The sequence below is a fragment of the Pseudomonas helmanticensis genome (genome assembly GCF_900182985.1).
Lineage (GTDB): Bacteria > Pseudomonadota > Gammaproteobacteria > Pseudomonadales > Pseudomonadaceae > Aquipseudomonas > Aquipseudomonas helmanticensis.
In genome coordinates this window covers 3,280,354-3,305,467 of sequence record NZ_FXUY01000001.1, presented here as the reverse complement: position 1 = coordinate 3,305,467, position 25,114 = coordinate 3,280,354, and the positions used below count along the sequence as shown (strand labels likewise).

Here is a 25,114-nt window from a genome sequence, read left to right as displayed (position 1 = left end):
AGTTGACTTTAGTCAATGAGCATTACGAGCCAGTTTTCAACGCAGCATTACCGAGCGCAGCAGTTTCAAAACCCCTGCGGGGTGCGGGTGTGCCAGTCAGTGTGTAACTGATACTGGTGGGCAACGTTCAACAGGCGACCTTCCTGGAAATACGGCGCGAGCAACTGCACGCCAACCGGCAGACCGTCGACAAAACCGGCCGGCATCGACAGGCCCGGCAGGCCCGCGAGGTTGGCGGTGATGGTGTAGACGTCTTCCAGATAGGCAGCGACCGGGTCGCTGTTCTTGGCGCCAAGCTTCCAGGCCGGGTTCGGCGTGGTTGGGCCGAGGATGATGTCGACTTCATTAAAGGCCGCCATGAAATCGTTCTTCACCAGGCGACGGATCTTCTGCGCTTTCAGGTAGTAGGCGTCGTAGTAACCGGCGGACAGCGCGTAGGCACCGACCATGATCCGGCGCTGCACTTCCGGGCCGAAGCCTTCGCCACGCGAGCGCTTGTACAGGTCGATCAGGTCTTTCGGTTGCTCGCAACGGTGGCCGAAACGCACGCCGTCGAAACGCGACAGGTTGGAAGAGGCTTCTGCCGGCGCGATCACGTAGTACGCAGGGATCGCGTGCTGCATGTTCGGCAGGCTGATTTCCTTGATCACGGCACCGAGCTTTTGCAGCTCTTTAATGCTGTTCTGGATCAGCTCGGCAATACGCGGGTCGAGACCGGCGCTGAAGTATTCCTTCGGCACGCCAATACGCAGGCCTTGCAGCGAATCGCCGAGGCTGGCGGAGTAATCCGGAACCGGCTCATCGATGCTGGTGGAGTCGTTCTGATCGAAGCCGGCCATACCTTGCAACAAGATTGCGCAGTCTTCGGCAGTGCGCGCCAACGGGCCGCCCTGATCGAGGCTGGAGGCGTAAGCGATCATGCCCCAACGCGAAACACGACCGTACGTCGGTTTCAGGCCAGTGAGGTTGGTGAATGCTGCTGGCTGACGGATCGAACCGCCGGTGTCGGTAGCAGTGGCTGCTGGCAACAGACGCGCGGCAACCGCCGCCGCCGAACCGCCGGACGAACCGCCCGGTACGTGTTCCAGGTTCCACGGGTTTTTCACCGCGCCGTACCAGCTCGACTCGTTGGCCGAACCCATGGCGAACTCGTCCATGTTGGTCTTGCCCAGGGTCACAGCGCCGGCAGCGGCCAGTTTCGCGACCACAGTGGCGTCGTACGGCGCCTTGAAGTTGTCGAGCATCTTCGAGCCGCAGCTGGTGCGAATGCCCTGGGTGCAGAACAGGTCTTTGTGAGCGATCGGCGCGCCGAGCAGGGCGCCGCTCTCACCGTTGGCGCGGCGTGCATCGGCGGCTTTCGCCTGCTCGATGGCCAGCTCTTCGGTGAGGCTGATGAAACTGTTGAGCTGCGGATCGAGCTGGGTAATGCGCGCCAGCAGGACTTTGGTCAGCTCTTCGGAGGAAAACTTTTTATCGGCGAGACCGCGGGCGATCTCGGCCAGAGTCATTTGATGCATTGCAGGCTCTTTCCCTTTAGTCGATGACTTTCGGAACCAGATACAGGCCGTTTTCGACCGCTGGTGCGATGGACTGGTAGGCCTCGCGGTGATTGCTCTCGGTCACGACGTCGGCGCGCAGGCGCTGACTGGCTTCCAGCGGGTGGGCCAGAGGCTCGATTCCGTCGGTATTAACAGCCTGCATTTCGTCGACCAGACCGAGAATGCTGTTGAGAGCGGAAGTAATGTGTGGAAGATCGGCATCATTGAGGCCAAGGCAGGCCAGATGAGCGATTTTTTCCACGTCGGAGCGTTCTAGCGCCATCGGGATTCTCCTGTGGAAAACAGAACGGACGGCGTCCGTGTGTTAGATTGTCGGAACACTACCGCACTTCTACGGTCATAAGGCCGCGATTGTGGGGCTTGGTGCACAGAAAAGCGGCCAATTTAACATATTGGCGCCTTGCCCAAAATCCCTGTCGTTGTTAGAGTTTGCCGCACTTTTTTACCCACGCGTTGCCTAGGGTCCCTTTCCCATGTTCAAGAAACTGCGTGGCATGTTTTCCAGCGATCTTTCCATTGACCTGGGCACTGCCAACACCCTTATTTACGTGCGCGAGCGCGGTATCGTCCTGAATGAGCCATCGGTTGTGGCCATTCGGACACACGGTAATCAGAAAAGTGTCGTTGCTGTCGGCACCGAGGCCAAGCGCATGCTCGGCCGTACGCCGGGCAACATTGCTGCCATTCGTCCGATGAAGGACGGCGTGATCGCCGACTTCAGCGTCTGCGAAAAGATGCTGCAATACTTTATTAACAAGGTTCACGAAAACAGCTTTCTGCAGCCTAGCCCTCGTGTGCTGATCTGCGTTCCATGCAAATCCACTCAGGTTGAGCGTCGTGCCATCCGTGAATCGGCCCTCGGTGCCGGTGCGCGTGAAGTGTTCCTGATCGAAGAGCCAATGGCTGCTGCGATCGGTGCCGGCCTGCCGGTTGAAGAAGCACGCGGCTCGATGGTCGTGGATATCGGTGGTGGTACCACTGAAATCGCGCTGATCTCGCTGAACGGTGTGGTTTACGCCGAGTCCGTGCGTGTTGGCGGCGACCGCTTCGACGAAGCGATCATCACCTACGTGCGTCGTAACTACGGCAGCCTGATCGGTGAATCCACCGCTGAGCGCATCAAGCAGGAAATCGGCACGGCCTACCCGGGCGGCGAAGTTCGCGAAGTCGACGTTCGCGGTCGCAACCTGGCCGAAGGCGTTCCACGCGCATTCACCCTGAACTCCAATGAAGTGCTGGAAGCTCTGCAAGAGTCCCTGGCAACCATCGTTCAGGCCGTGAAAAGTGCGCTGGAGCAATCGCCGCCGGAACTGGCTTCCGACATCGCCGAGCGTGGCCTGGTGCTGACCGGTGGTGGCGCGCTGCTGCGTGACCTCGACAAGCTGCTGGCCCAGGAAACCGGTCTGCCGGTGATCGTTGCCGAAGATCCGCTGACCTGTGTCGCTCGCGGCGGTGGCCGTGCATTGGAAATGATGGATAAGCACACCATGGACCTGCTCTCGAGCGAATAAGTCGCCGGGTGCAATACGTGGGTGAGCGCGCGCAGGCAGCACTTTGCAGTGCTGCCTGTTGGCGTTTATCTTCTGTCAGTCTTCATCCAGGCCGGTTTGATGCCGTATGAATAAACAGAACATTTGCCTGGGAGGAGCGGCTTATTAAACCGCTTTTCGCCAAAGGCCCTTCGTTGGGTGTGCGCCTGTTGGTGCTGGCCGTGCTGTCGGTCGCGCTGATGGTGGTCGATGCCCGCTTTGATCTGCTCAAACCCGCGCGCAAACAAGCGTCGCTGGTGTTGATGGATGCCTACTGGATCACCGACCTGCCCGGACGGCTGTGGGAAGGGATCGCCAGTCAGTTCGGCAGCCGCACCGAGCTTGTCGCCGAAAACGAAAAACTCAAGACCGAAAACCTGCTGTTGCAGGGACGCATGCAAAAGCTTGCTGCCCTCACCGAGCAGAACGTTCGGCTGCGCGAGTTGCTCAATTCTTCCGCGCTGGTCAATGAGAAGGTCGAAGTGGCCGAGTTGATCGGCATGGACCCCAATCCCTTTACCCACCGCATCATCATCAATAAAGGTGAGCGTGACGGCGTGGTGCTCGGTCAACCGGTGCTCGATGCACGCGGCTTGATGGGCCAGGTGGTCGAGTTGATGCCATACACCTCGCGTGTTTTGCTGCTGACCGACACTACTCACAGCATTCCCGTGCAGGTGAACCGTAACGGTCTGCGCGCGATTGCCAGCGGCACCGGCAACCCGGAGCGTCTGGAATTGCGTCATGTTGCCGACACCGCCGACATCAAGGAAGGCGATCTGCTGGTCAGTTCTGGTCTCGGCCAGCGCTTCCCGGCCGGTTATCCGGTCGCGACCGTGAAGGAAGTGATCCACGATTCCGGTCAGCCTTTCGCCATCGTCCGCGCCGTACCGACGGCTGCACTCAACCGCAGCCGCTACCTGCTGCTGGTGTTCAGCGACACCCGCACCGCCGAAGAGCGCGCCAACGATGCCGCACAGGCGCAGGAAAATCTCGATGCCTTTGGCGGCGGCCCGATCATTCCGGCCACTGTGCCGAAAACCGTGACCCCGCCTGCTGCCGCAGCGAGCGCGACGCCGGCAACACCTGCCGCGCCAGCCGCTGCTACCAGCGCGACACCGGCGAAACCCGTTGCAGGCAAACCGCCCGCAGCGGCAAAACCACCTGCAGCCACCCCGGCGGCGGCCAAACCTCCAGCTGGCCAGCCTGCTGCACGTCCGGCGGCAAAACCGCCTGTCACAGCACCGGCGACAACCGGGAGACAAGAATAATGGTCGGCGCTACCGCATCGCGTAACGGCTGGATCGTCTGGCTGACCTTTCTCATCGGCATGCTGCTCAGTGTCTCGCCGTTGCCGCAATTCATGGAAATTCTCCGTCCGCTGTGGCTGGCGCTGCTCCTGACGTTCTGGGCGCTGTACATGCCGCACACCGTTGGCATGGTCACGGCGTTTTGCCTCGGGCTGGCCGAAGATGTGTTGTACGGCACGCTGCTTGGGCAGAACGCGTTGATCCTGACGCTGATCACTTTCCTCGTACTGTCTTTGCAACAACGCCTGCGGATGTTTCCGATGTGGCAGCAATGCCTGGTGATCCTGGTGATCTTCGGCCTCGCGCAACTGGTGCAGTTGTGGCTGAGCGCCCTGACCGGTAACCGTCAACCAACCCTGGCGCTGGTCCTTCCTGCGCTGGTCAGTGCCTTGCTCTGGCCGTGGGTCAGCTTCGCTCTGCGTGGATTGCGCCGCCGCTACAAAATCAATTGAGCCGGTGAAGCTGGTCGCTGAACAGGGAGATGTTTTGATGAAGCCGCTTTACCTTGCCTCCGGATCGCCGCGTCGACGTGAATTGCTCACGCAGATTGGCGTGGCGTTCTCCGCCATCAGTGCGGACATCGACGAAACCCCATTCCCCGAAGAATCGCCATCGGCCTACGTCGAGCGCCTCGCGCGCGGCAAGGCCGAGGCCGGCCGACGCACGGTCAATGGCGCGCAGCCTTTCTGCGTGCTGGGCGCCGACACCGCCGTGGTGCTTGACGGCAAAATTCTTGGCAAACCGGTGGACGAAGCCGACGCATGCGCCATGCTGATGATGTTGTCCGGCAAGGAGCATGAAGTGCTGACCGCCATTGCCCTGCTCGAAGGCGAACGTTGCGAATCGCGGGTGGTGCGCAGTCTGGTGCGGTTCCGCCCGATCAGTCGTGAGGAAGCCGGCGCCTACTGGGCCAGCGGTGAACCCGGTGACAAGGCCGGCGGTTATGGCATTCAAGGGCTCGGCGCAGTGTTCGTCGCCGGCCTCAATGGCAGTTACTCGGCGGTGGTCGGGCTACCTGTTTGCGAAACCGCAGAACTGTTGGGCCATTTCGGCATACCCTGTTGGCAAAACCTGAACGCGCAATAAGCGTCGTACCCATCCAGATGCGGCCATTATCGTGAACATGCCTGAACGAGATCCTGCCATGAGTGAAGAGATTCTGATCAACATCACGCCGATGGAATCGCGCGTGGCGGTGGTCGAAAACGGTGTGCTGCAAGAAGTCCACGTCGAGCGCACGCAAAAACGCGGGATCGTCGGCAACATCTATAAAGGCAAGATCGTCCGCGTGTTGCCGGGTATGCAGGCAGCATTCGTCGACATCGGCCTCGATCGCGCCGCGTTCATTCATGCCGCTGAAATCTCGCAACGCGAAGGCCCGGCGGTGGAAAGCATCAGTGCGCTGGTGCACGAAGGCCAGAGCCTGGTGGTACAAGTCACCAAGGATCCGATCGGCTCCAAAGGCGCGCGGTTGACCACGCAACTGTCGATCCCGTCGCGCTATCTGGTGTACATGCCGCGCACTGCCCACGTTGGCATTTCGCTGAAAATCGAAGACGAAGCCGAGCGCGAGCGCCTCAAGCAGGTGGTCAGCGATTGCGTGGCCAAGGAAGGGATCAAGGAGGCGGGCGGTTTCATCCTGCGCACCGCCGCTGAAGGTGCCGGTGCTGACGAGATCCTCATGGACATCCGCTATCTGCGTCGTCTGTGGGATCAGATCAACGACCAGATCAAGACCATTTCCGCGCCGAGCGTGATCTACGAAGACCTCGGCCTGGCATTGCGCACCCTGCGCGATCTGGTCAATCCGAAGATCGAGAAGATCCGCATCGATTCCCGGGAAACCTTCCAGAAAACCACGCAGTTCGTCGCCGAACTGATGCCGGAGATTGCCGATCGTCTGGAACACTACCCGGGCGAGCGACCGATCTTTGACCTTTATGGGGTCGAAGACGAAATCCAGAAAGCCCTCGAACGCAAAGTACCGTTGAAATCCGGTGGTTATCTGGTGGTCGATCCGGCGGAAGCCATGACCACCATCGACGTCAATACCGGCGCGTTCGTCGGTCATCGCAACCTCGAAGAAACCATCTTCAAGACCAACCTCGAAGCGGCCACGGCGATTGCCCGGCAGCTGCGCCTGCGCAATCTCGGCGGGATCATCATCATCGACTTCATCGACATGGAAGATGAAGAGCACCAGCGTCAGGTCCTGCGCACCCTGGAAAAACAACTGGAACGCGATCACGCCAAGACCAACATCATCGGTATCACCGAGTTGGGCCTGGTGCAGATGACCCGCAAGCGCACCCGCGAAAGCCTTGAGCAAGTGCTGTGCGAGCCGTGCAGCAGTTGCCAGGGGCGCGGCAAGCTGAAAACTCCGGAAACCATCTGTTACGAGATTTTCCGCGAGATTCTCCGCGAGGCCCGCGCCTATCAGGCCGAGGGTTATCGCGTACTGGCGAACCAGAAAGTGGTCGACCGTTTGCTTGATGAAGAATCCGGTAACGTCGCCGAGCTTGAAGGGTTTATCGGCCGCACCATACGCTTCCAGGTGGAAACCATGTATTCCCAGGAACAATATGACGTGGTGCTGCTCTGAACCCCTGCGTCACACCTTTTTCACCGCGGCTGGCCTCAGCTTTTCGCAGTATTTTTGCCATGGGAGCCAACTGACATGGAACGTCTGACACGCATTTTGGCCGCAATCACCCGCTGGGGGCTGGGCCTGTGCGCGTTGGTTCTGGTATTGATGGCGTTGTACGTCAGTCTCGGCCGCGAACTGACCCCGCTGGTGGCCGAGTATCGTGCGGATATCGAAGCCAAGGCGAGTGCCGCACTCGGCATGCCGTTGCAGATCGGTGAGCTGGAAGGTAACTGGAGCGGTTTTGCACCGATCCTGCTGGCCCACGACGTGATGGTCGGCGAGGGTGCCAATGCCTTGCGTCTGGACCGGGTGCGGGCGGTGCCGGATCTGTGGGCCAGTCTGTTGGCGCGCGAGGTGCGCATTGCGCATCTGGAACTCAATGGCCTGAAAATCAGCCTCAAGGAAGCGGAGGACGGCAGTTGGGCGCTGGAAGGCTTGCCTGTGCAGAACGATCAGCCGCTCGATGCGCAGCAGTTGTTCAATCGTTCGCAAATGATTCAGCAACTGTCGGTACTCGACAGTCAAGTGACTCTGCAGCCGCAGGATCACGCGCCGCTGACCCTCACCTATGTCGGCCTCAACCTGAAAACCGGTGCCAGTCGGCAACGCCTCGATGCACGCCTGACATTACCTGATGGTCAACCCGTCGCCTTGAGCCTGCGCACGCGCATTCGCCCCGACCAATGGCAGAACAGCAGCGTCGACGGTTACGCCAGTTTGCCGCAAAGCGATTGGGCGAAATGGCTGCCCGAGCGCCTCACCCAGCAATGGAATTTTTCCCAGATCAAGGCCGGCGGCGAGCTTTGGGTGAACTGGGCCGAGGGCACTTTGCAAAGCGCTGCGCTGCGCTTGAATGCGCCACAACTGACTGGCGCTTATGCCGAGCGCAAGCCGATCCAGATCAACAATCTGGCACTTAACGCTTACTACCAGAACAGTGCCGAAGGTGCGACCCTCACCCTCGATTCGCTGGCGATGAATTTTGGCGAAACCCGCTGGGAGTCTCGCGTCCAGTTGCAGCAGACCCGTGCCACCGACAAGGTTGAAGAGCTCTGGCATCTTCAGGCCGATCGTCTGGACCTGACCCCGATCACGCCGCTGCTCAATGCGCTTGGGCCGTTGCCGAAAGGTTTCGCCGAGGTGGTCGATCATTTGAAAGTCACCGGGGGCCTGCGCAATGTGCTGCTGGATTTCCGGCCTGCAGCCACCAATGGCTCGAAGTTCAGCTTCGCGGCCAATCTCGACCAGGTCGGCTTCGACGCCTACCACGGCGCTCCCGCGGCGCGAAACGTCAGCGGCAGCCTCACCGGTAATCTTGATGGTGGTGAGTTGCGTATGGACAGCAAGGATTTCGTCCTGCACCTCGATCCGATTTTCGCCAAGCCATGGCAATACCTGCAGGCCAACGCGCGGTTGACCTGGAAGCTCGATAAAGACGGTTTCACCCTGATCGCGCCGTACCTGAAGGTGCTGGGCGAAGAGGGCAAGATTGCTGGCGACTTCCTGATTCGCCTGCATTTCGACCACAGCCAGGAAGACTACATGGACCTGCGGGTCGGGCTGGTCGATGGCGACGGTCGCTACACCGCCAAGTACTTGCCTGAAGTCTTGAGCCCGGCACTCGATGAGTGGTTGCGCACGGCGATCCTCAAGGGCGCGGTCGATCAGGGTTTTTTCCAGTATCAGGGTTCGCTGAGCAAGAATGCCGGCGAGGCCGATCGCAGCATCAGCCTGTTCTTCAAAGTGCATGATGCCGAACTGGCCTTTCAGCCGGGATGGCCGCACGTGAGCAAAGTCAGCGGCGATGTGTTTATCGAAGACAGCGGCGTGCGTATCTGGGCGAACAAGGGCCAGTTGCTCGACACTCAGGTCAAGGACGTTTTCGTCAATATTCCTCATGTGCCGACCGGGCAGGACACCCATATGTTCCTCGACGGTGCCTTTGCCGGTGGCTTGGGTGACGGCTTGAAGATCCTTCAGGATGCGCCGATCGGCACGGCGGAAACCTTTGCCGGCTGGGAAGGCGCGGGAGATCTGCAAGGCAAATTGAAACTGGACGTGCCGCTGGCCAAGGGCGATCTGCCGAAGATCCTCGTCGATTTCAAGACCGCTAATGCGCGCTTGAAACTGGCCGAGCCGAAGCTCGAACTGACTCAGTTGAAGGGCGATTTCCGCTTTGACAGCGCCAAGGGCCTCAGCGGGCAGAACATCGCGGCACGGGCATTCGACAAGCCGGTCACTGCGCAGATTTTTGCCGACGGCAGCCCGGGCAAGCTCAGGACCCGTGTTGCGGCATCGGGCCAGGTCGAGGTGAAGAAGCTCACCGACTGGTTGGGCGTGACGCAGCCGCTGCCGGTCTCCGGGACGATTCCGTATCAGTTGCAGTTGAATCTCGACGGCGCAGACAGCCAATTGATGGTCAGCTCCAGCATGAAAGGCGTGGCGGTGGATCTGCCGGCGCCATTCGGCATGACCGCGGAAACCGGCCGCGACACGGTGTTTCGCATGACCCTGCAAGGGCCGGAGCGGCGTTACTGGGTCAATTACGATCAACTGGCGAATTTCACCTTCGCGGCACCGCCGAGCAATTTTGCCGAGGGCCGGGGCGAATTGTTCCTCGGTGCCGGCGAGGCTGTGTTGCCGGGGGCCAAGGGCTTGCGGATTCGCGGCGTGTTGTCGGAGCTGGACGTGGCGCCGTGGCAGGATCTGGTCAACAAGTACGCCGGACAGGATCCGGGCGGCAGCGCCAACAAGTTGCTCAGTAGCGCGGACTTCAAGGTCGGCAAACTGACGGCCTTCGGTACCACGCTGGATCAGGCTTCGGTGCAGCTGAATCGCAAACCGGGCGCGTGGAATCTGGCGCTCGACAGTCAGCAGGCCAAAGGCACGGCGAGTCTGCCAGATGCCAAAGGCACGCCGATTGTGGTGAATCTGCAATACGTGAAGCTGCCGGCGCCAGACCCGACGGTGCAGGCTGACGAAAACGCGCCCGATCCACTGGTGTCGGTCGACCCGACGAAAATCCCGGCGCTGGATATCACCATCAATCAGTTGTTCCAGGGCCAGGATCTGGTCGGTGGCTGGTCGCTCAAGGTGCGTCCGACAGCCAAAGGTATCGCGCTGAACAACCTTGATATGGGCCTCAAAGGCATCCTGCTACAAGGCAACGGTGGCTGGGAAGGTGCGCCGGGCTCGACCAATAGCTGGTTCAAGGGGCGGATCGGCGGCAAGAACCTCGCCGATGTCCTCAAGGGCTGGGGATTCGCACCGAGCGTGACCAGCGAAGAGTTCCACATGGATGTCGACGGCCGCTGGCCGGGCTCGCCGGCATGGCTGGCGACCAAACGTTTCTCCGGCACCCTCGACGCGTCGCTGAACAAGGGCCAGTTTGTTGAAGTGGAGGGCGGCGCGCAGGCATTGCGGGTGTTCGGTCTGCTCAACTTCAACTCGATCGGTCGCCGCCTGCGCCTCGACTTTTCCGATCTGTTCGGCAAAGGCTTGAGCTACGACCGGGTCAAGGGCCTGCTGGTGGCGACCAACGGCGTTTACGATACGAAAGAGCCGATCCGCCTGACCGGGCCATCGAGCAACATCGAACTCAACGGCAAACTGGATCTGGTCGCTGAACAGGTCGACGCCAAGTTGCTGGTGACGCTGCCGGTGACCAATAACCTGCCGATCGCCGCGCTACTCGTTGGCGCGCCGGCGGTTGGCGGTGCGCTGTTTCTGATCGACAAGCTGATCGGTGACCGCGTGGCACGCTTCGCCAGTGTGAAATACACCGTCAAAGGCCCGTGGAAAGAGCCGAAAATCACCTTCGACAAGCCTTTTTGAGTAGCATGACCCTATCCCCCGCGTAGGAGCTGCCGAAGGCTGCGATCTTTTGATTTTGTTTTTAACAGCCAGATCAAAAGCTCGCAGCCAGCTCCTACAAGGTTATGTGCAGATTCCGAGGAGTGGCCATGTCTTTAGCGGTGATTCAAATGGTCAGCCAGAGCGACGTGCTGGCCAATCTGGCCCAGGCCCGACGCTTGCTCGAACAGGCAGCGGCCGGCGGTGCGAAGCTTGCGGTTCTGCCGGAAAATTTCGCCGCCATGGGCCGTCGCGACGTCGCTGACATCGGCCGTGCTGAAGCGCTGGGCGAGGGACCGATCCTGCCATGGTTGAAACAGACCGCCCGCGACCTCAAGTTATGGATAGTGGCCGGCACGTTGCCGTTGCCACCGGTGGATCAACCGACGGCGAAGGCCAATGCCTGCTCGTTGTTGGTCGATGAACACGGCGAAATCGTCGCGCGCTACGACAAATTGCATCTGTTCGATGTCGATGTGGCGGACAATCGTGGCCGTTACCGCGAATCCGATGACTATGCTTATGGCAATGGCGTGGTGGTGGCGGACACCCCGGTCGGTCGGCTCGGGCTGAGCGTGTGTTATGACCTGCGCTTTCCTGAGTTGTACAGCGAGTTGCGCGCCGCCGGTGCCGAATTGATTAGTGCACCGTCGGCGTTTACTGCAGTGACGGGCGCAGCGCACTGGGATGTGTTGATCCGTGCGCGGGCCATCGAGACGCAGTGTTATGTGCTGGCCGCAGCGCAGGGCGGGACCCATCCGGGACCGCGGGAAACCTTCGGGCATGCGGCGATCGTCGACCCGTGGGGGCGCGTGCTGGCGCAGCAGGATCAAGGCGAAGCGGTGTTGTTGGCCGAACGCGATAGCGATGAACAAGCGTCCATCAGGGCGCGAATGCCGGTGACGCGTCATCGGCGGTTTTTCTCGCAGGGCGCACAGCGACCTGCTTCAGAACACGAATTTAAGGCGTAAACCTATGAGCGAGTTGTTGTCCTCAGTCAGTGATCATCTATTGGCGCCCGGTGGCGTGACGATCGAGAGCCTGCAAGGCGTGCTCGGCGATCTGGCCGGCCCCGGCATCGATGCCGCCGACCTGTATTTCCAGGGGCAGATTTCCGAGTCCTGGGCACTGGAAGACGGCATCGTCAAGGAAGGCAGCTTCAACCTCGACCAGGGTGTGGGTGTGCGTGCGCAATCCGGTGAGAAAACCGGTTTTGCCTACAGCAACGCGATCACCCTCGAAGCCCTCGGTGCCGCGGCGCGTGCCGCACGTTCGATCTCCCGCGCCGGACAAAACGGCACGGTGCAGGCGTTCACCACCCAGGACGTCGCGCAACTGTATGCGCCGGATAACCCGCTGGAAGTGCTGAGCCGCGCCGAGAAAGTCGAGTTGCTCAAGCGCATCGATGTCGCGACCCGCGCGCTCGACCCGCGTATCCAGCAAGTCAGCGTCAGTATGGCCGGGGTCTGGGAACGGATTCTGGTGGCCTCCACCGACGGCGGCCTGGCGGCGGATGTACGGCCGCTGGTGCGTTTCAACGTCAGTGTGATCGTCGAGCAGAATGGCCGCCGCGAGCGCGGTGGGCATGGCGGCGGCGGGCGTACCGACTACCGTTATTTCCTCGCCGAAGACCGTGCCATGGGCTATGCCCGTGAAGCGTTGCGTCAGGCGCTGGTCAATCTCGAAGCGATTCCGGCGCCGGCCGGTACTTTCCCGGTGGTGCTGGGGTCGGGCTGGTCGGGCGTGCTGCTGCACGAAGCGGTCGGCCACGGTCTCGAAGGCGATTTCAACCGCAAGGGCAGTTCGGCCTACAGCGGGCGCATGGGCGAAATGGTTGCGTCGAAGCTCTGCACTATCGTCGATGACGGCACCTTGAGCGGCCGTCGCGGTTCGCTGAGTGTCGACGATGAAGGCACCCCGACCGAGTGCACCACGCTGATCGAAAACGGCGTACTCAAGGGTTATATGCAGGACAAGCTCAACGCGCGCCTGATGGGTGTGGCCCGCACCGGCAACGGCCGTCGAGAATCCTACGCGCATCTGCCGATGCCACGCATGACCAACACTTACATGCTCGGCGGCGAAAGCGATCCGGCGGAAATCATTGCTTCGGTGAAGAAGGGCATCTACTGCGCCAACCTTGGCGGTGGTCAGGTCGACATCACCAGCGGCAAGTTCGTGTTCTCGACCAGCGAGGCGTACTTGATCGAAGACGGCAAGATCACTGCACCGGTGAAAGGCGCGACGTTGATCGGCAACGGCCCCGAGGCGATGAGCCGGGTGTCGATGGTTGGTAACGATCTGGCGCTGGACAGCGGCGTGGGTACGTGCGGCAAGGACGGGCAATCGGTGCCGGTAGGCGTGGGTCAGCCGACATTGAAAATCGATGCGATCACCGTGGGTGGCACGGGCGCATAAGGATCGAAACATCCTGTGCAGGAGCTGCCGCAGGCTGCGATCTTTTGATCTTTAAAAGCAAAGATCGCAGCCTGCGGCAGCTCCTACAAGGGATGAGATCAACGCAGGCCGCGTTGGGTCTCGTCCAGCTCACGGATGTATTTGAAGATCTTGCGGCTGGAAGCAGGAGGTTTGTTTTGCGCAACCTCGTGCTGAGCCTGACGGATCAGGGAACGCAATTGCTGGCGATCGGCGTCCGGGTACTCGACGACGAATTTCTCCAGCACGGCGTCATCGCCAGCGATCAGGCGATCGCGCCAGCGTTCGAGATTGTGGAAACGCTCGTTGTACTGGCGAGTCGAGGCATCGAGTTGATCGAGCAGCGTGAGAATCGCGTCAGTGTCCTGATCGCGCATCAGTTTGCCGATGAACTGCAAGTGCCGTTTACGCGCGATGTTCGCGGTGTGCTTGGGCGCATCGGCCAGAGCCCGGCGCATGGCGTCGGTCAGCGGCAGTTTTGCGATCAAGTCAGGCTTGAGTGTTGTCAGGCGCTCGCCGAGGTCAACCAGAGCATGCAGCTCGCGTTTGACCTGAGATTTGCTTTTTTCTCCCGTATCGAGGGAGTCGTCGTAAGAATCAACCATGGTGGCAGTCCGCAAAGAAACGCCGCCATGATAACCAGTCGGGGGCCGCTTGTCCGGCCCGGTCGCTCGATGACCCCAGCCGAAAGCAGAATTTGAGTGGAGATGAGCATGAGTGCAGTTCAAAGCGTCGGCCCGCAGGCATTGCCGGCACTGCAGGAACAAGTCGAGCAGATCATCGCCGAAGCCAAGCGCCAGGGCGCCAGCGCCTGCGAAGTAGCGGTATCGCTGGAGCAGGGGCTGTCGACGTCGGTGCGTCAGCGCGAGGTCGAAACCGTCGAATTCAACCGCGATCAGGGTTTTGGCATCACGTTGTATGTTGGCCAGCGCAAAGGCTCGGCCAGCACTTCCGCTACCGGCCCTGATGCGATTCGCGAAACAGTCGCTGCCGCGCTCGCCATCGCCAAGCACACCTCTGAAGACGAAGCCTCGGGCCTCGCCGATGCGGCGTTGATGGCCAGGGATCAGCAGGATTTCGACCTGTTCCACGAATGGGACATCACCCCGGAGCAGGCCATCGAGAAGGCCTTGATCTGTGAAGCGGCGGCGTTCGATGCCGACGCACGGATCAAGAATGCCGACGGCACTACGCTGAGCACCCATCAAGGCTGCCGCGTTTACGGTAACAGCCACGGTTTCATCGGTGGCTATGCATCGACCCGGCACAGCCTGAGCTGCGTGATGATCGCCGAGGCCGACGGCCAGATGCAGCGCGATTATTGGTACGACGTCAGCCGTCAAGGCACCTTGCTGGCCGATCCGGTAAGCATTGGTCAGCGTGCAGCGCAGCGAGCGGCGAGCCGTCTGGGTGCGCGTCCGGTGCCGACCTGTGAAGTGCCGGTGCTGTTTTCCGCAGAGCTGGCTGGCGGCTTGTTCGGCAGTTTCCTCTCGGCGGTGTCCGGCGGCAGTCTGTATCGCAAATCGTCGTTTCTTGAAGGCACGCTGGGGCAGAAGCTGTTCCCCGAGTGGCTGACCATCGATGAACGTCCGCACCTGATGCGCGCCATGGGCAGCGCCTCATATGACGGTGATGGCTTGGCGACGTACGCCAAACCGTTCGTCGAAAACGGCGAGCTGGTCTCGTACATTCTCGGCACTTACTCCGGGCGCAAGCTAGGCATGCCGAGCACTGCCAACGCCGGTGGCGTGCACAACCTGTTCGTCACCCATGGCGACGAAGATCAGGCTGCGCTGCTCAAGCGTATGGGCCGAGGCTTGTTGGTCACCGAATTGATGGGCCATGGCCTGAACATGGTCACCGGCGACTACTCGCGCGGGGCGGCGGGTTTTTGGGTGGAGAACGGCGAAATCCAGTTCGCGGTGCAGGAAGTCACCATCGCCGGCAACATGCGCGACATGTTCAAGCAGATTGTCGCGGTGGGTAATGACCTAGAATTGCGCAGCAACATTCGCACCGGTTCGGTGTTGATCGAACGGATGACCGTCGCGGGCAGCTAACATCCCGGCCGTCACACAAAAAGGCGCGCCATCCACCCGGATGCCGCGCCTTTTTCATGCCTGCCGTGTAGGAGCTGCCGCAGGCTGCGATCTGTTGATCTTGTCTTTCAAAACAAAATCAAAAGATCGCAGCCTGCGCAGCTCCTACACAGGTGCTCTTGTTTTGGTTCTCATTATCATCTAATAATAAATCTCATTATCGGATGAGCCCCGAATCATGAGTTCTGCCTTGCACGAGCAGCCGTACCTCGAAAGCTGGCGCTGGATGAGTCGCCAGATCCGTTGCGCGATGGATCCAGACGAACCGCGCCTGATCGAACATTACCTGGCCGAAGGCCGGTACCTGTCTTGTTGCACCGCGACCTCAGCCTGGACGATCGCCGAAACCTCTTTCCGTCTGCTACTCGATACCGCCACAGACATCGCCTTGCCGTGGCACTGGCGCAGCCTCTGCCTTGATCAAGCCTGGCGCCCATTGCGTGAAATGGAGCGCCTGTCCCTGTGCAACTGCCGGCTCAAACGCTGGCAACGCTACACCTGGCAGCTCGCCACTTGTGAACTGCTTCCCTCGATTCCTCTCATTGAACTAGTCCAAGGATTTACCGATGACCAAGACACGTATTGAGCGCGACAGCATGGGCGAACTGCAGGTGCCGGTGGACGCTCTCTACGGCGCGCAGACCCAGCGCGCAGTGGATAACTTCCCGATCAGCGGCAAACCGATGCCGACGCAATTCATCCGCGCGCTGATCCTCGCCAAAGCCGCCGCCGCTCGGGCCAACGTCGAGCTCAACCAGATCACTGCCGCGCAGGGCAAAGCCATCAGCGACGCCGCACAAGGTCTGCTCGAAGGCGATTTCATGCAGCATTTTCCGGTGGATATCTTCCAGACCGGCTCCGGCACCAGCTCCAACATGAACGCCAACGAAGTGATCGCCACCCTGGCCAGCCGCCTGCTCGACGAGCCGGTCAACGCCAATGATCACGTCAACTGCGGCCAGAGCAGTAACGACATCATCCCGACCACCATTCACGTCAGCGCGGCATTGGCCCTGCACGAGCAATTGCTGCCGGCGCTGCTGCACTTGGTGCAAGTGATCGAGCACAAGGCCGGGCAAGTGCATCACCACGTCAAAACCGGTCGCACGCATTTGATGGACGCCATGCCGGTACGAATGAGTCAGGTGCTCAACGGCTGGGCGCAGCAGCTCAAGGCCAACATCGGTCATTTGCAGGATTTGCTGCCGAGCCTGCAATCGCTGGCGCAGGGCGGCACGGCGGTGGGCACCGGGATCAATGCGCACCCCGAATTCGCCGCGCGTTTCAGCCGGCAACTCAGTCAACTGACCGACGTGCAGTTCACTCAAGGCAAGGATCTGTTTGCGCTGATTGGCTCGCAGGACACCGCCGTCGCCGTCTCCGGCCAACTCAAAGCCATCGCCGTGTCGCTGATGAAAATCGCCAACGACCTGCGCTGGATGAACTCCGGCCCGCTCGCCGGCCTCGGCGAAATCGAACTGGAGGCGCTGCAACCGGGTTCGTCGATCATGCCGGGCAAGGTCAATCCGGTGATCCCGGAAGCCACCGCCATGGTCGCCGCGCAGGTGATCGGCAACGATTCGGTGATCACCATTGCCGGGCAGTCGGGCAATTTCGAACTGAACGTGATGCTGCCGATCATCGCGCAGAACCTGTTGAGCAGCATCGAACTGCTGGCCAACTCCAGCCGTCTGCTCGCTGACAAGGCCATCGCCAGCTTCAAGGTCAACGAATCGCGCTTGAAAGAAGCGTTGTCGCGCAATCCGATTCTGGTCACCGCGCTCAACCCGATCATCGGTTACCAGAAGGCCGCCGAAATCGCCAAGCAGGCCTACAAGGAAGGCCGCGCGGTGATCGACGTCGCCCTGGAACACACCGACCTGTCGCGCAGCCAACTGGAAGAGTTACTCAATCCCGAGAAACTCACCGCCGGCGGCGTGTAAACCCCGCAACCGCTTTGGAGGCTCACCATGGAGCACTGGAAACGCACGATCGAACGGGCCAATCGCTGCTTCATGCTGGGCGAACTGATCGACGCCCGTGAGGCTTACCTGCAAGCCCTGGCCCTGGCGCAAGTGTTGTTCGAACGCTGGACGGATGCCGACGAAGCGGTGGCGGCCTGCGTCATCTCCCATCACAACCTGGCTGACTTGCATTTGCGCCTGAATCAGCCGGAGGAGAGCGCCGAATACCTCTGCGCCATCCACCAGCGGCTGTTGCAGACCATGCAGGACGAGCGCCTGCGCCCGGCGCTGCGTGAAGCGGCGCTGCGCCAGAGCAGCAAGACCTACGTCGAACTGCTGAATTTCATCAGCGAACACGGCGAATACCCACGCACCCAGCGTCTGCTGCATCCGGATACCGGCAATGCGCGACGCGCGCCTGCCCCCCATCACCATGGAGTCCATTGAAATGGCTTTTACCTTGCCTGCCTTGCCTTACGCCTACGACGCCCTGGAACCGCACATCGATGCGCAGACCATGGAGATTCACTACACCAAGCATCACCAGACCTACATCAATAACCTCAACGCGGCGGTAGAAGGCACTGAGTACGCCGAATGGCCGGTGGAAAAACTTGTCGCCAGCGTTAAGCAGCTACCGGAAAAACTTCGTGCGGCGGTGATCAATCAGGGCGGCGGTCACGCCAACCATTCGCTGTTCTGGGAAGTGATGGTGCCTGGCGGTGGCGGCAAGCCGGACGGCGCGCTGGCCAAGGCCATTGATGAGCAATTGGGCGGTCTCGACAGCTTCAAGGAAGCGTTCACCAAAGCCGCGCTGACCCGTTTCGGCAGCGGTTGGGCCTGGCTCAGCGTGACCCCGGAGAAAAAACTGATCGTGGAAAGCAGCGGCAACCAGGACAGCCCGTTGATGAACGGCAACACGCCGATTCTCGGTCTCGACGTCTGGGAACACGCCTATTACCTGCGCTACCAGAACCGTCGCCCGGAATACATCAACGCCTTTTACAACGTGATCAATTGGCCTGAAGTCGCTGCGCGCTATCAGGCGGCACTGGTTTAAGTCTTCTATAAAAACAATCCAAGGCTGACTATGGGCACTGAAACACTGGCGATCGGAAGTGGGCGTATGTTTCGTTACGCAGTGGGATCGCTATTGCTGTTGGCGGGCGTGACCTTGCTGGTCGCCCACGGACTGGAATGGCTGAATCTGGAACCGCGGCTGTCGCGGGCGTTGCAGGGTGGCGCGATCTGCGCCCTCGGCACGGCGCTTGGCGCTGTCCCGGTGCTGGTGATTCGGCGCATGCCGCAGGCGCTCAGCGATACGTTGCTGGGGTTTGGCGCCGGGGTGATGCTGGCGGCGACGGCGTTTTCGCTGATCGTGCCGGGCATTGCTGCCGCCGAAAGCCTGGGCATGACGCCGTGGGGTGCCAGTGGCCTGATCTGCTTCGGCATCATGCTCGGTGCATTCGGTCTGTATCTGGTTGATCTCAGGGTGTCCGGCGCTTCCCCGGAAATGCTCGTCGGTACCGTCGAGCACCCGGTGATTCCGCCGCGCATCTGGTTGTTCGTGTTCGCCATCATTGCTCATAACATCCCCGAAGGCATGGCTGTCGGCGTTTCTGCCGGCGGCGGCATGCCGGATGCGGACAGCCTGGCCATGGGCATCGCCTTGCAGGATGTGCCGGAAGGTCTGGTGATTGCGTTGGTATTGGCCGGGGCAGGGATGTCGCGGGTCAAGGCGTTCCTGATCGGCGCGGCATCAGGTCTGGTCGAACCGGTATTTGCGCTGTTATGCGCGTGGCTGGTCAGTCTGGCGCAGGTGTTGTTGCCGTTAGGGCTGGCATTGGCTGCCGGGGCGATGTTGCTGGTGGTGACTCACGAGGTGATCCCCGAGTCGCGACGCAATGGTCATGACAAACTGGCCAGTCTTGGCTTGTTGAGCGGGTTTTGTTTGATGATGGTGATGGATACGGCATTGGGTTGAAGCAGATCAAAAGATCGCAGCCTGCGGCAGCTCCTACATGGGGTTATGTGCTGCGGGTTAACACCACACGCGGCCTTCCAATGTAGGAGCTGCCGAACGCTGCGAACTTTTGACTTTGGTTATCAGCCACCCTCATCGAAGTAGTTGTTGATCAGCGCGACCAACGCATCCAGCGCTTCCTGATCCTTTTCACCTTCGGTGCTCAGATAAATCCTGGTGCCCTTGCCAGCCGCCAGCATCATCATCGCCATAATGCTTTTGCCATCGACCGTGGTCTCCGGCGTGCGCCCCACTCTGATCGTGCAATCCGGATACTGCCCGGCCACGCCAACGAACTTGGCCGACGCGCGGGCATGCAGGCCCAGTTTGTTGATGATTTCGATTTCCAGAGCAGGCATCGCGGTGTGAATCCTTTAAGTGAGGTCGCGGTGGCGAACCTGGACGTTCTTCAGGGTTTTCTGCAGGGCCTGACCCAGGCGTTCGGTCAGGTAGACGGAGCGGTGATGCCCGCCGGTGCAGCCTATGGCAATGGTGACGTAGGCACGGTTGCTCGCGGCAAAGCGTGGCAGCCACTTGTGCAGGTAGGTGAAGATGTCCTGAAACATCTCTTCGACCTCCGGCTGCGCCGCCAGATAGTCTGCCACCGGAGCATCGAGACCGGATTGCTCGCGCAATTCCGGCTTCCAGTACGGGTTAGGCAGGCAGCGTACGTCAAACACCAGATCGGCATCGACCGGCATGCCGCGCTTGAAACCGAATGACTCGACCAGAAATGCGGTACCCGGTTCCGGCTGGTTCAGCAGGCGCAGCTTGAGGGTGTCGCGCAACTGGTACAGGTTCAGATTGGTGGTATTGATTTTCAGGTCGGCAAGGTCGGCAATCGGGCCGAGCAGGGCGGTTTCGTCATGGATCGCTTCGGCCAGCGAGCGATTGGCATTGCTCAAGGGATGGCGGCGGCGAGTCTCGGAAAAACGCTTGAGCAGGGTTTCCTCGTCGGCATCCAGATACAGGACGTCGCACTGGATATGCTTGCTGCGGGCATCTTCAAGCAGTTCGGGAAAGCGCGACAGATGGCTTGGCAGGTTACGCGCATCGATCGACACGGCCACCAGCGGCTGCGCCAGTTCGGTGTGAATCAGGGCGCGTTCGGCCAGTTCCGGCAGCAATCCCGCCGGCAGATTGTCGATGCAGTAGTAACCGTTGTCCTCGAGGACATCCAGTGCGGTGCTTTTACCCGAGCCGGAACGGCCACTGACGATGATCAAACGCATGATTACTGCCCGCTTTGCTCGTCCAGGACAACCTGATACAAGGCTTGGTTAGTCTGGGCGCTGCGCAGTCTGTCGCGCACTTCCTTGCGATCCAGCATGCTGGCGATCTGACGTAGCAACTCCAGGTGCGCATCGGTCGCGGCTTCGGGGACCAGCAGCACGAACAGCAGGTCGACCGGAGCGCCATCGATGGCGTCGAAATCGATAGGGGCTTCAAGGTGCATCAGCGCGCTGACCGGCGCTTCGCAGCCCTTGAGGCGGCAGTGTGGAATGGCGATGCCGTTACCAAAACCGGTGGAACCGAGTTTTTCACGGGCAATCAGTGCCTCGAAGACATCTTGCATCTCCAGATCCGGCACTTCGCGGGCGATCAGGTTGGCAATTTGTTCGAGGGCTTTCTTTTTACTGCCGCCCGGCACGTTCACGAGAGAACGGCCGGGGGTCAGGATACTTTCAAGTCGGATCATGGGTTAGGGGGGTTATCGACCGGTAGCGCCCTGGAGGAGGCTCTGGGTCTTTTCCTTATGCTTTTTGAGTTGGCGATCCAGCTTGTCGGTGAGTGAGTCGATCGCAGCGTACATGTCTGTATCTTCTGCGTTTGCGACCACTTCGCTGCCGGGAATATGCAAGGTGGCTTCGATTTTCTGCTTCAGCTTTTCGACGCACATCGTGACTTGCACGTTGGTGATCTTGTCGAAATGTCGCTCCAGTCGTTGGAGTTTTTCCTCGATATAGGAACGCAGAGGTTGGGTCACTTCCAGTTGGTGTCCACTGATGTTGACTTGCATACAGCTTCTCCTTCGTTGCCAGTGCATAAAGCGGCAGGCCGAAAAGCCTGCCACTGGAACGCTGTAACGTGGCTTACATCAACCGCTTGCGTTCGCTCGAAGGCGCGATCCCGAGGGATTCGCGGTACTTGGCGACGGTGCGGCGAGCCACCTGAATGCCTTGTGCCTCCAGTAAACCAGCGATCTTGCTGTCACTCAACGGCTTTTTCTGATTTTCCGCAGCAACCAGTTTCTTGATGATCGCGCGGATCGCTGTGGACGAGCATTCGCCGCCTTCGGAGGTGCTGACGTGGCTGGAGAAAAAGTATTTCAGTTCATAAATACCGCGCGGGGTATGCATGAATTTCTGCGTGGTCACCCGCGAAATCGTCGATTCATGCATGCCGACTGCTTCGGCGATGTCATGCAGGACCAGCGGTTTCATCGCTTCGTCGCCGTATTCGAGGAAACCGCGCTGGTGTTCGACGATCTGCGTGGCAACCTTCATCAGGGTTTCGTTGCGGCTTTGCAGGCTCTTGATGAACCAGCGGGCCTCCTGCAACTGATTGCGCATGAAGGTGTTGTCGGCGCTGGTGTCGGCGCGACGGACGAAACCGGCGTACTGCGCGTTGACGCGCAGGCGTGGCACCGACTCCTGATTCAGCTCGACCAGCCAGCGCTCGTTGTCCTTGCGCACGATGACGTCGGGGACGACGTATTCGGCTTCGCTGGACTCGATCTGCGAGCCTGGGCGCGGGTTGAGGCTCTGCACCAGTTCGATGACCTGGCGCAGCTCATCTTCCTTGAGCTTCATGCGGCGCATCAACTGGCTGTAGTCGCGGCTGCCGAGCAGGTCGATGTAGTCACTAACCAGACGTTTGGCTTCTGCCAGCCATGGCGTCTTGGCAGGTAACTGGCGCAATTGCAGCAACAGGCATTCGCCGAGGTTGCGTGCGCCGATACCGGCCGGTTCGAATTGCTGGATGCGGTGCAGGACGGCTTCGATTTCGTCCAGTTCGATGTCCAGTTCCGGATCGAATGCCTCGAGAATCTCTTCGAGGGTTTCGTCCAGGTAGCCCTGATTGTTGATGCAATCGATCAGGGTCACGGCGATCAGGCGATCGGTGTCGGACATCGGTGCGAGGTTCAATTGCCACAGCAGATGGCTTTGCAGGCTTTCGCCAGCGGAGGTGCGGGTGGTGAAGTCCCACTCGTCATCATCGCTGCTGGGCAGGCTGCTGGCGCTGGTCTGGTAGACGTCTTCCCAGGCGGTATCGACCGGGAGTTCGTTGGGGATGCGTTCGTTCCATTCGCCGTCTTCGAGGTTGTCGACCGTCGGCGCGGTTTCCTGGTAGGAAGGTTCCTGGATCTCGGTGTTGGGCTTCTGTTCGGCGTTGTCGGCCAGCGGATCGGAATTGTCGAAGTCTTCGCCTTCTTCCTGGCGTTCGAGCATCGGATTGGATTCCAGAGCCTCCTGGATTTCCTGTTGCAGATCCAGGGTCGACAATTGGAGCAGGCGGATGGCCTGTTGCAGCTGCGGTGTCATCGTCAGCTGCTGGCCCATTCTCAAGACTAGCGATGGTTTCATGGCAGGGGCTTAACACCTTATTCGCCGGCGCTACGCGCCATCCACTACAGGGCGCCGAAGCGCCAAACTTAAGCAAATTATATGCCTGAAACTGAAGTGTTTGCCTAGAGCGCTGTAACAATAAAAAGATAGAAAACTTTATTGACGCGTTGCTCAGGCGAGCGGTGAACACCTTTGAAGCGACGTGTTTGCCTGGAGCGCTGTAACAATCAAGCGTATTAAATCGCGCTTGAATCGATACTGCGCTCCGGCGGCACCGGGCACTGTCACGCTTACAGGCGGAATTCGTGGCCCAGATACACTTCCTTGACCAGATCGTTGGCCAGGATGGTTTCTGCGTCACCTTCGGCGATCAGTTGACCGTCGTTGACGATGTAGGCCGTTTCGCAGATATCCAGCGTCTCACGCACGTTGTGGTCGGTGATCAGTACACCGATACCCTTGGCCTTGAGGTGGTGGATGATCTGCTTGATGTCGCCGACCGAGATCGGGTCGACACCGGCGAACGGTTCGTCGAGCAGGATGAATTTCGGCGCAGTCGCCAGGGCACGGGCGATTTCCACCCGGCGGCGTTCACCACCCGACAGGCTCATGCCGAGGTTGTCGCGGATGTGGCTGATGTGGAATTCCTGCAGCAGGCTTTCCAGCTCTTTGCGACGTCCGGCCTTGTCGAGTTCCTGACGGGTCTCGAGGATCGCCATGATGTTGTCGGCGACCGACAGTTTGCGGAAGATCGACGCTTCTTGCGGCAGATAGCCGATACCGGCCTTTGCACGACCGTGCATTGGCTGGTGGCTGACGTCCAGGTCATCGATCAGCACGCGGCCCTGATCTGCCTGCACCAGGCCGACGATCATGTAGAAGCATGTGGTCTTGCCGGCGCCGTTGGGGCCGAGCAGGCCGACGATCTGACCGCTGTCGATCGACAGGCTGACGTCACGCACGACCTGGCGGCTTTTATAGGCCTTGGCCAGGTGCTGAGCTTTCAGAGTTGCCATTACTGGGTTTTCTCGTCGGTTTTCTTCTTCGGCTGGATCACCATGTCGATGCGCGGACGCGCCTCGGTGACCTTGCTGCCGGTAGCGCGACCGGCGCTGGCCAGTTTCTTCACGGTGTCATAGACGATTTTCTCGCCCTGAGTCGTGTTGTTGTCCTTGTCGACAACCTTGGCCTTGTCGATCAGCACGACGCGATTTTGCGCAGCGTGGTACTGGATCGTCACGCCCCAGCCCTGCACGGGCTTGGTGTCACCTTGAGTCTGCAATTGCTCGAAGTAGGCAAGGTTGCCCACCGACGTCACCACGTCGATATCGCCGGCCGGGGTACGGGTGATGGTCACCGTGTTGCCCTTAACGATCATCGAACCCTGGGTGATGATCACATCACCTTTATAGGTAGCGATGCCGTTCTTGTCGTCCAGTTGGGCGTCGTCGGCTTGAATGCGGATAGGTTGCTGCTGATCGTTCGGCAGAGCCCAGGCGCTCACGCTTCCCAGTGCTGCGCCCAGACTGAGCAAAATAGGGAGGGTTTTAACGAGCCTCATACTGTCCTCTTACGTTCGATAGCAGGTGTATCCTGCTTTCCTTCAGGTACGCTTTCATTCCAACGCCAGTTGATACACCGCCAGCGCCGTCGATTCTAACGGGTTGCTCGGTCTGCGCATATTGCTGCTGCGGGAACACTGTCATGCGGGTGGAAGTGATCAGCGTGTCGCGGTTCTTTTCATCGGTGCGTTTGACGCGTACCGAGTCAATCAATTCGACTTCGGTACCGCCCGAGTTCACTTCGCCACGCTCACTGGTCACGTGCCACGGAAAATCAGTGCCGCGGTACATGTTCAGGTCGGGTTTGGTGACCAGGGTGATGTCGGTCGCCTTGACGTGCTCGGCCTTGTCGGACGTCATTTCGTATTGCACTTTGCCGTCCGGCAGGTATTGCAGGGTATGCGTGTTGGTCGCGTACCAGTCAATCGGGGTGTCCACGGACGAGACCGGAGGCTTGTCGAGGAAGCGTTCCGGGCTGATGTTCCAGTAGCCGACCGCGGCGAACAACGCAGCGATGCAGCCGAACAGCAGGAAGTTGCGAAATTTTTTGCTAAACATGGTTTG

At 60.1% G+C, this 25,114-nt stretch carries 25 protein-coding genes; 14 read left to right on the top strand and 11 right to left on the bottom strand.

All coding sequences use genetic code 11. The features are described 5' to 3' along the window. Positions 1–65: 65 nt before the first annotated feature. Together gatA and gatC are read right to left on the bottom strand one after the other, a co-directional pair. On the bottom strand, positions 66–1,517 hold the full coding sequence (gene gatA / locus QOL84_RS14915; protein ID WP_283437686.1) for an Asp-tRNA(Asn)/Glu-tRNA(Gln) amidotransferase subunit GatA: 1,452 nt from the start codon (positions 1,515–1,517) through the stop codon (positions 66–68). A 16-nt stretch (positions 1,518–1,533) separates the two neighbouring features. Further along, a complete protein-coding gene (gatC, locus tag QOL84_RS14910) occupies positions 1,534–1,821 on the bottom strand; it encodes an Asp-tRNA(Asn)/Glu-tRNA(Gln) amidotransferase subunit GatC (protein WP_007915356.1) in 288 nt (95 codons plus the stop codon). A gap of 211 nt (positions 1,822–2,032) precedes the next feature. On the opposite strand from gatC, the gene mreB reads away from it, so the two are divergent. The 8 genes from mreB to tldD all read left to right on the top strand — a co-directional run bounded on the left by mreB (position 2,033) and on the right by tldD (position 13,315). Beyond that, positions 2,033–3,070, top strand: a complete 1,038-nt coding sequence (gene mreB / locus QOL84_RS14905; protein ID WP_002555108.1) for a rod shape-determining protein MreB — start codon at positions 2,033–2,035, stop codon at positions 3,068–3,070. A gap of 143 nt (positions 3,071–3,213) precedes the next feature. Further along, a complete protein-coding gene (gene mreC, locus QOL84_RS14900; RefSeq protein ID WP_283438657.1) occupies positions 3,214–4,359 on the top strand; it encodes a rod shape-determining protein MreC in 1,146 nt (381 codons plus the stop codon). After that, positions 4,359–4,850 carry a rod shape-determining protein MreD gene (gene mreD, locus QOL84_RS14895; RefSeq protein ID WP_129389136.1) on the top strand — a complete coding sequence of 164 codons (492 nt, stop codon included), beginning with the start codon at positions 4,359–4,361 and terminating at the stop codon, positions 4,848–4,850. Before mreC ends, mreD begins: the two co-directional genes overlap by 1 nt. A 37-nt stretch (positions 4,851–4,887) precedes the next feature. Next, positions 4,888–5,484 (top strand): Maf family protein, encoded by a 597-nt coding sequence (locus QOL84_RS14890; RefSeq protein WP_283437685.1) that lies wholly within the window; start codon positions 4,888–4,890, stop codon positions 5,482–5,484. A 58-nt stretch (positions 5,485–5,542) separates the two neighbouring features. Next, positions 5,543–7,000 carry a ribonuclease G gene (gene rng / locus QOL84_RS14885; protein WP_129389142.1) on the top strand — a complete coding sequence of 486 codons (1,458 nt, stop codon included), beginning with the start codon at positions 5,543–5,545 and terminating at the stop codon, positions 6,998–7,000. A 75-nt stretch (positions 7,001–7,075) separates the two neighbouring features. Further along, on the top strand, positions 7,076–10,879 hold the full coding sequence (locus QOL84_RS14880; RefSeq protein ID WP_283437684.1) for a YhdP family protein: 3,804 nt from the start codon (positions 7,076–7,078) through the stop codon (positions 10,877–10,879). Between the two features lie 128 nt (positions 10,880–11,007). Continuing rightward, on the top strand, positions 11,008–11,868 hold the full coding sequence (locus QOL84_RS14875; RefSeq protein ID WP_283437683.1) for a carbon-nitrogen hydrolase family protein: 861 nt from the start codon (positions 11,008–11,010) through the stop codon (positions 11,866–11,868). 4 nt (positions 11,869–11,872) lie between these two features. After that, complete coding sequence (tldD, locus tag QOL84_RS14870) at positions 11,873–13,315, top strand: metalloprotease TldD (RefSeq protein ID WP_160055865.1); 1,443 nt, start codon at positions 11,873–11,875, stop codon at positions 13,313–13,315. A 98-nt stretch (positions 13,316–13,413) separates the two neighbouring features. Here the strand turns inward: tldD and yjgA are convergent, their stop codons facing one another. Continuing rightward, positions 13,414–13,938 (bottom strand): ribosome biogenesis factor YjgA, encoded by a 525-nt coding sequence (yjgA, locus tag QOL84_RS14865; RefSeq protein WP_007915377.1) that lies wholly within the window; start codon positions 13,936–13,938, stop codon positions 13,414–13,416. Positions 13,939–14,046: 108 nt separating this feature from the next. Here yjgA and pmbA point away from each other — a divergent pair, with 108 nt between their 5' ends. The 6 genes from pmbA to QOL84_RS14835 all read left to right on the top strand — a co-directional run bounded on the left by pmbA (position 14,047) and on the right by QOL84_RS14835 (position 19,380). Next, positions 14,047–15,393 carry a metalloprotease PmbA gene (gene pmbA, locus QOL84_RS14860; RefSeq protein WP_400776445.1) on the top strand — a complete coding sequence of 449 codons (1,347 nt, stop codon included), beginning with the start codon at positions 14,047–14,049 and terminating at the stop codon, positions 15,391–15,393. Between the two features lie 217 nt (positions 15,394–15,610). Then, a complete protein-coding gene (locus QOL84_RS14855; protein ID WP_283437681.1) occupies positions 15,611–16,018 on the top strand; it encodes a FagA protein in 408 nt (135 codons plus the stop codon). Next, the gene (locus QOL84_RS14850) at positions 15,999–17,375 is read left to right on the top strand and encodes a class II fumarate hydratase (RefSeq protein ID WP_283437680.1); all 1,377 of its coding nucleotides are present in this window, start codon (positions 15,999–16,001) and stop codon (positions 17,373–17,375) included. Before QOL84_RS14855 ends, QOL84_RS14850 begins: the two co-directional genes overlap by 20 nt. Before the next feature lie 27 nt (positions 17,376–17,402). Further along, on the top strand, positions 17,403–17,843 hold the full coding sequence (locus QOL84_RS14845) for a DUF2753 family protein (RefSeq protein WP_283437679.1): 441 nt from the start codon (positions 17,403–17,405) through the stop codon (positions 17,841–17,843). A gap of 1 nt (position 17,844) precedes the next feature. Beyond that, positions 17,845–18,456 (top strand): superoxide dismutase, encoded by a 612-nt coding sequence (locus tag QOL84_RS14840; protein WP_283437678.1) that lies wholly within the window; start codon positions 17,845–17,847, stop codon positions 18,454–18,456. A 30-nt stretch (positions 18,457–18,486) separates the two neighbouring features. Then, on the top strand, positions 18,487–19,380 hold the full coding sequence (locus tag QOL84_RS14835) for a ZIP family metal transporter (RefSeq protein ID WP_283437677.1): 894 nt from the start codon (positions 18,487–18,489) through the stop codon (positions 19,378–19,380). Positions 19,381–19,502: 122 nt separating this feature from the next. Here the strand turns inward: QOL84_RS14835 and QOL84_RS14830 are convergent, their stop codons facing one another. The 8 genes from QOL84_RS14830 to lptC form a co-directional block, all read right to left on the bottom strand. After that, on the bottom strand, positions 19,503–19,778 hold the full coding sequence (locus tag QOL84_RS14830) for an HPr family phosphocarrier protein (RefSeq protein WP_129389165.1): 276 nt from the start codon (positions 19,776–19,778) through the stop codon (positions 19,503–19,505). A 15-nt stretch (positions 19,779–19,793) separates the two neighbouring features. Then, entirely contained in the window at positions 19,794–20,651 is an 858-nt protein-coding gene (gene rapZ / locus QOL84_RS14825; RefSeq protein WP_283437676.1) for an RNase adapter RapZ, read from the bottom strand. A 2-nt stretch (positions 20,652–20,653) separates the two neighbouring features. Beyond that, positions 20,654–21,118, bottom strand: coding sequence for a PTS IIA-like nitrogen regulatory protein PtsN (gene ptsN, locus QOL84_RS14820; RefSeq protein ID WP_129389171.1), 465 nt, complete (start codon positions 21,116–21,118; stop codon positions 20,654–20,656). Positions 21,119–21,130: 12 nt separating this feature from the next. After that, positions 21,131–21,439, bottom strand: coding sequence for a ribosome hibernation-promoting factor, HPF/YfiA family (hpf, locus tag QOL84_RS14815; protein ID WP_007912419.1), 309 nt, complete (start codon positions 21,437–21,439; stop codon positions 21,131–21,133). Between the two features lie 73 nt (positions 21,440–21,512). After that, the gene (locus tag QOL84_RS14810) at positions 21,513–23,006 is read right to left on the bottom strand and encodes an RNA polymerase factor sigma-54 (protein ID WP_129389174.1); all 1,494 of its coding nucleotides are present in this window, start codon (positions 23,004–23,006) and stop codon (positions 21,513–21,515) included. Between the two features lie 272 nt (positions 23,007–23,278). Next, the gene (lptB, locus tag QOL84_RS14805) at positions 23,279–24,004 is read right to left on the bottom strand and encodes an LPS export ABC transporter ATP-binding protein (protein ID WP_008085069.1); all 726 of its coding nucleotides are present in this window, start codon (positions 24,002–24,004) and stop codon (positions 23,279–23,281) included. Continuing rightward, positions 24,004–24,549 carry a lipopolysaccharide transport periplasmic protein LptA gene (gene lptA / locus QOL84_RS14800; protein WP_129389177.1) on the bottom strand — a complete coding sequence of 182 codons (546 nt, stop codon included), beginning with the start codon at positions 24,547–24,549 and terminating at the stop codon, positions 24,004–24,006. Before lptA ends, lptB begins: the two co-directional genes overlap by 1 nt. Continuing rightward, entirely contained in the window at positions 24,536–25,108 is a 573-nt protein-coding gene (gene lptC, locus QOL84_RS14795; RefSeq protein ID WP_129389180.1) for an LPS export ABC transporter periplasmic protein LptC, read from the bottom strand. The genes lptA and lptC overlap by 14 nt, the downstream gene beginning before the upstream one ends. Between the last annotated feature and the right edge of the window lie 6 nt (positions 25,109–25,114).

Excerpts from the sequence above, each read along its gene's own strand:
- mreB (WP_002555108.1), top strand. The coding sequence starts at position 2,033 with ATGTTCAAGAAACTGCGTGGCATGTTTTCCAGCGATCTTTCCATTGAC.
- QOL84_RS14810 (WP_129389174.1), bottom strand. The coding sequence starts at position 23,006 with ATGAAACCATCGCTAGTCTTGAGAATGGGCCAGCAGCTGACGATGACA.
- QOL84_RS14875 (WP_283437683.1), top strand. The coding sequence starts at position 11,008 with ATGTCTTTAGCGGTGATTCAAATGGTCAGCCAGAGCGACGTGCTGGCC.
- QOL84_RS14850 (WP_283437680.1), top strand. The coding sequence starts at position 15,999 with ATGACCAAGACACGTATTGAGCGCGACAGCATGGGCGAACTGCAGGTG.
- lptA (WP_129389177.1), bottom strand. The coding sequence starts at position 24,549 with ATGAGGCTCGTTAAAACCCTCCCTATTTTGCTCAGTCTGGGCGCAGCA.
- mreD (WP_129389136.1), top strand. The coding sequence starts at position 4,359 with ATGGTCGGCGCTACCGCATCGCGTAACGGCTGGATCGTCTGGCTGACC.
- QOL84_RS14855 (WP_283437681.1), top strand. The coding sequence starts at position 15,611 with ATGAGTTCTGCCTTGCACGAGCAGCCGTACCTCGAAAGCTGGCGCTGG.
- pmbA (WP_400776445.1), top strand. The coding sequence starts at position 14,047 with ATGAGTGCAGTTCAAAGCGTCGGCCCGCAGGCATTGCCGGCACTGCAG.
- yjgA (WP_007915377.1), bottom strand. The coding sequence starts at position 13,938 with ATGGTTGATTCTTACGACGACTCCCTCGATACGGGAGAAAAAAGCAAA.
- QOL84_RS14835 (WP_283437677.1), top strand. The coding sequence starts at position 18,487 with ATGGGCACTGAAACACTGGCGATCGGAAGTGGGCGTATGTTTCGTTAC.
- QOL84_RS14830 (WP_129389165.1), bottom strand. The coding sequence starts at position 19,778 with ATGCCTGCTCTGGAAATCGAAATCATCAACAAACTGGGCCTGCATGCC.
- hpf (WP_007912419.1), bottom strand. The coding sequence starts at position 21,439 with ATGCAAGTCAACATCAGTGGACACCAACTGGAAGTGACCCAACCTCTG.
- tldD (WP_160055865.1), top strand. The coding sequence starts at position 11,873 with ATGAGCGAGTTGTTGTCCTCAGTCAGTGATCATCTATTGGCGCCCGGT.
- gatA (WP_283437686.1), bottom strand. The coding sequence starts at position 1,517 with ATGCATCAAATGACTCTGGCCGAGATCGCCCGCGGTCTCGCCGATAAA.
- lptC (WP_129389180.1), bottom strand. The coding sequence starts at position 25,108 with ATGTTTAGCAAAAAATTTCGCAACTTCCTGCTGTTCGGCTGCATCGCT.
- rng (WP_129389142.1), top strand. The coding sequence starts at position 5,543 with ATGAGTGAAGAGATTCTGATCAACATCACGCCGATGGAATCGCGCGTG.
- QOL84_RS14880 (WP_283437684.1), top strand. The coding sequence starts at position 7,076 with ATGGAACGTCTGACACGCATTTTGGCCGCAATCACCCGCTGGGGGCTG.
- QOL84_RS14890 (WP_283437685.1), top strand. The coding sequence starts at position 4,888 with ATGAAGCCGCTTTACCTTGCCTCCGGATCGCCGCGTCGACGTGAATTG.
- rapZ (WP_283437676.1), bottom strand. The coding sequence starts at position 20,651 with ATGCGTTTGATCATCGTCAGTGGCCGTTCCGGCTCGGGTAAAAGCACC.
- QOL84_RS14840 (WP_283437678.1), top strand. The coding sequence starts at position 17,845 with ATGGCTTTTACCTTGCCTGCCTTGCCTTACGCCTACGACGCCCTGGAA.
- lptB (WP_008085069.1), bottom strand. The coding sequence starts at position 24,004 with ATGGCAACTCTGAAAGCTCAGCACCTGGCCAAGGCCTATAAAAGCCGC.
- ptsN (WP_129389171.1), bottom strand. The coding sequence starts at position 21,118 with ATGATCCGACTTGAAAGTATCCTGACCCCCGGCCGTTCTCTCGTGAAC.
- gatC (WP_007915356.1), bottom strand. The coding sequence starts at position 1,821 with ATGGCGCTAGAACGCTCCGACGTGGAAAAAATCGCTCATCTGGCCTGC.
- QOL84_RS14845 (WP_283437679.1), top strand. The coding sequence starts at position 17,403 with ATGGAGCACTGGAAACGCACGATCGAACGGGCCAATCGCTGCTTCATG.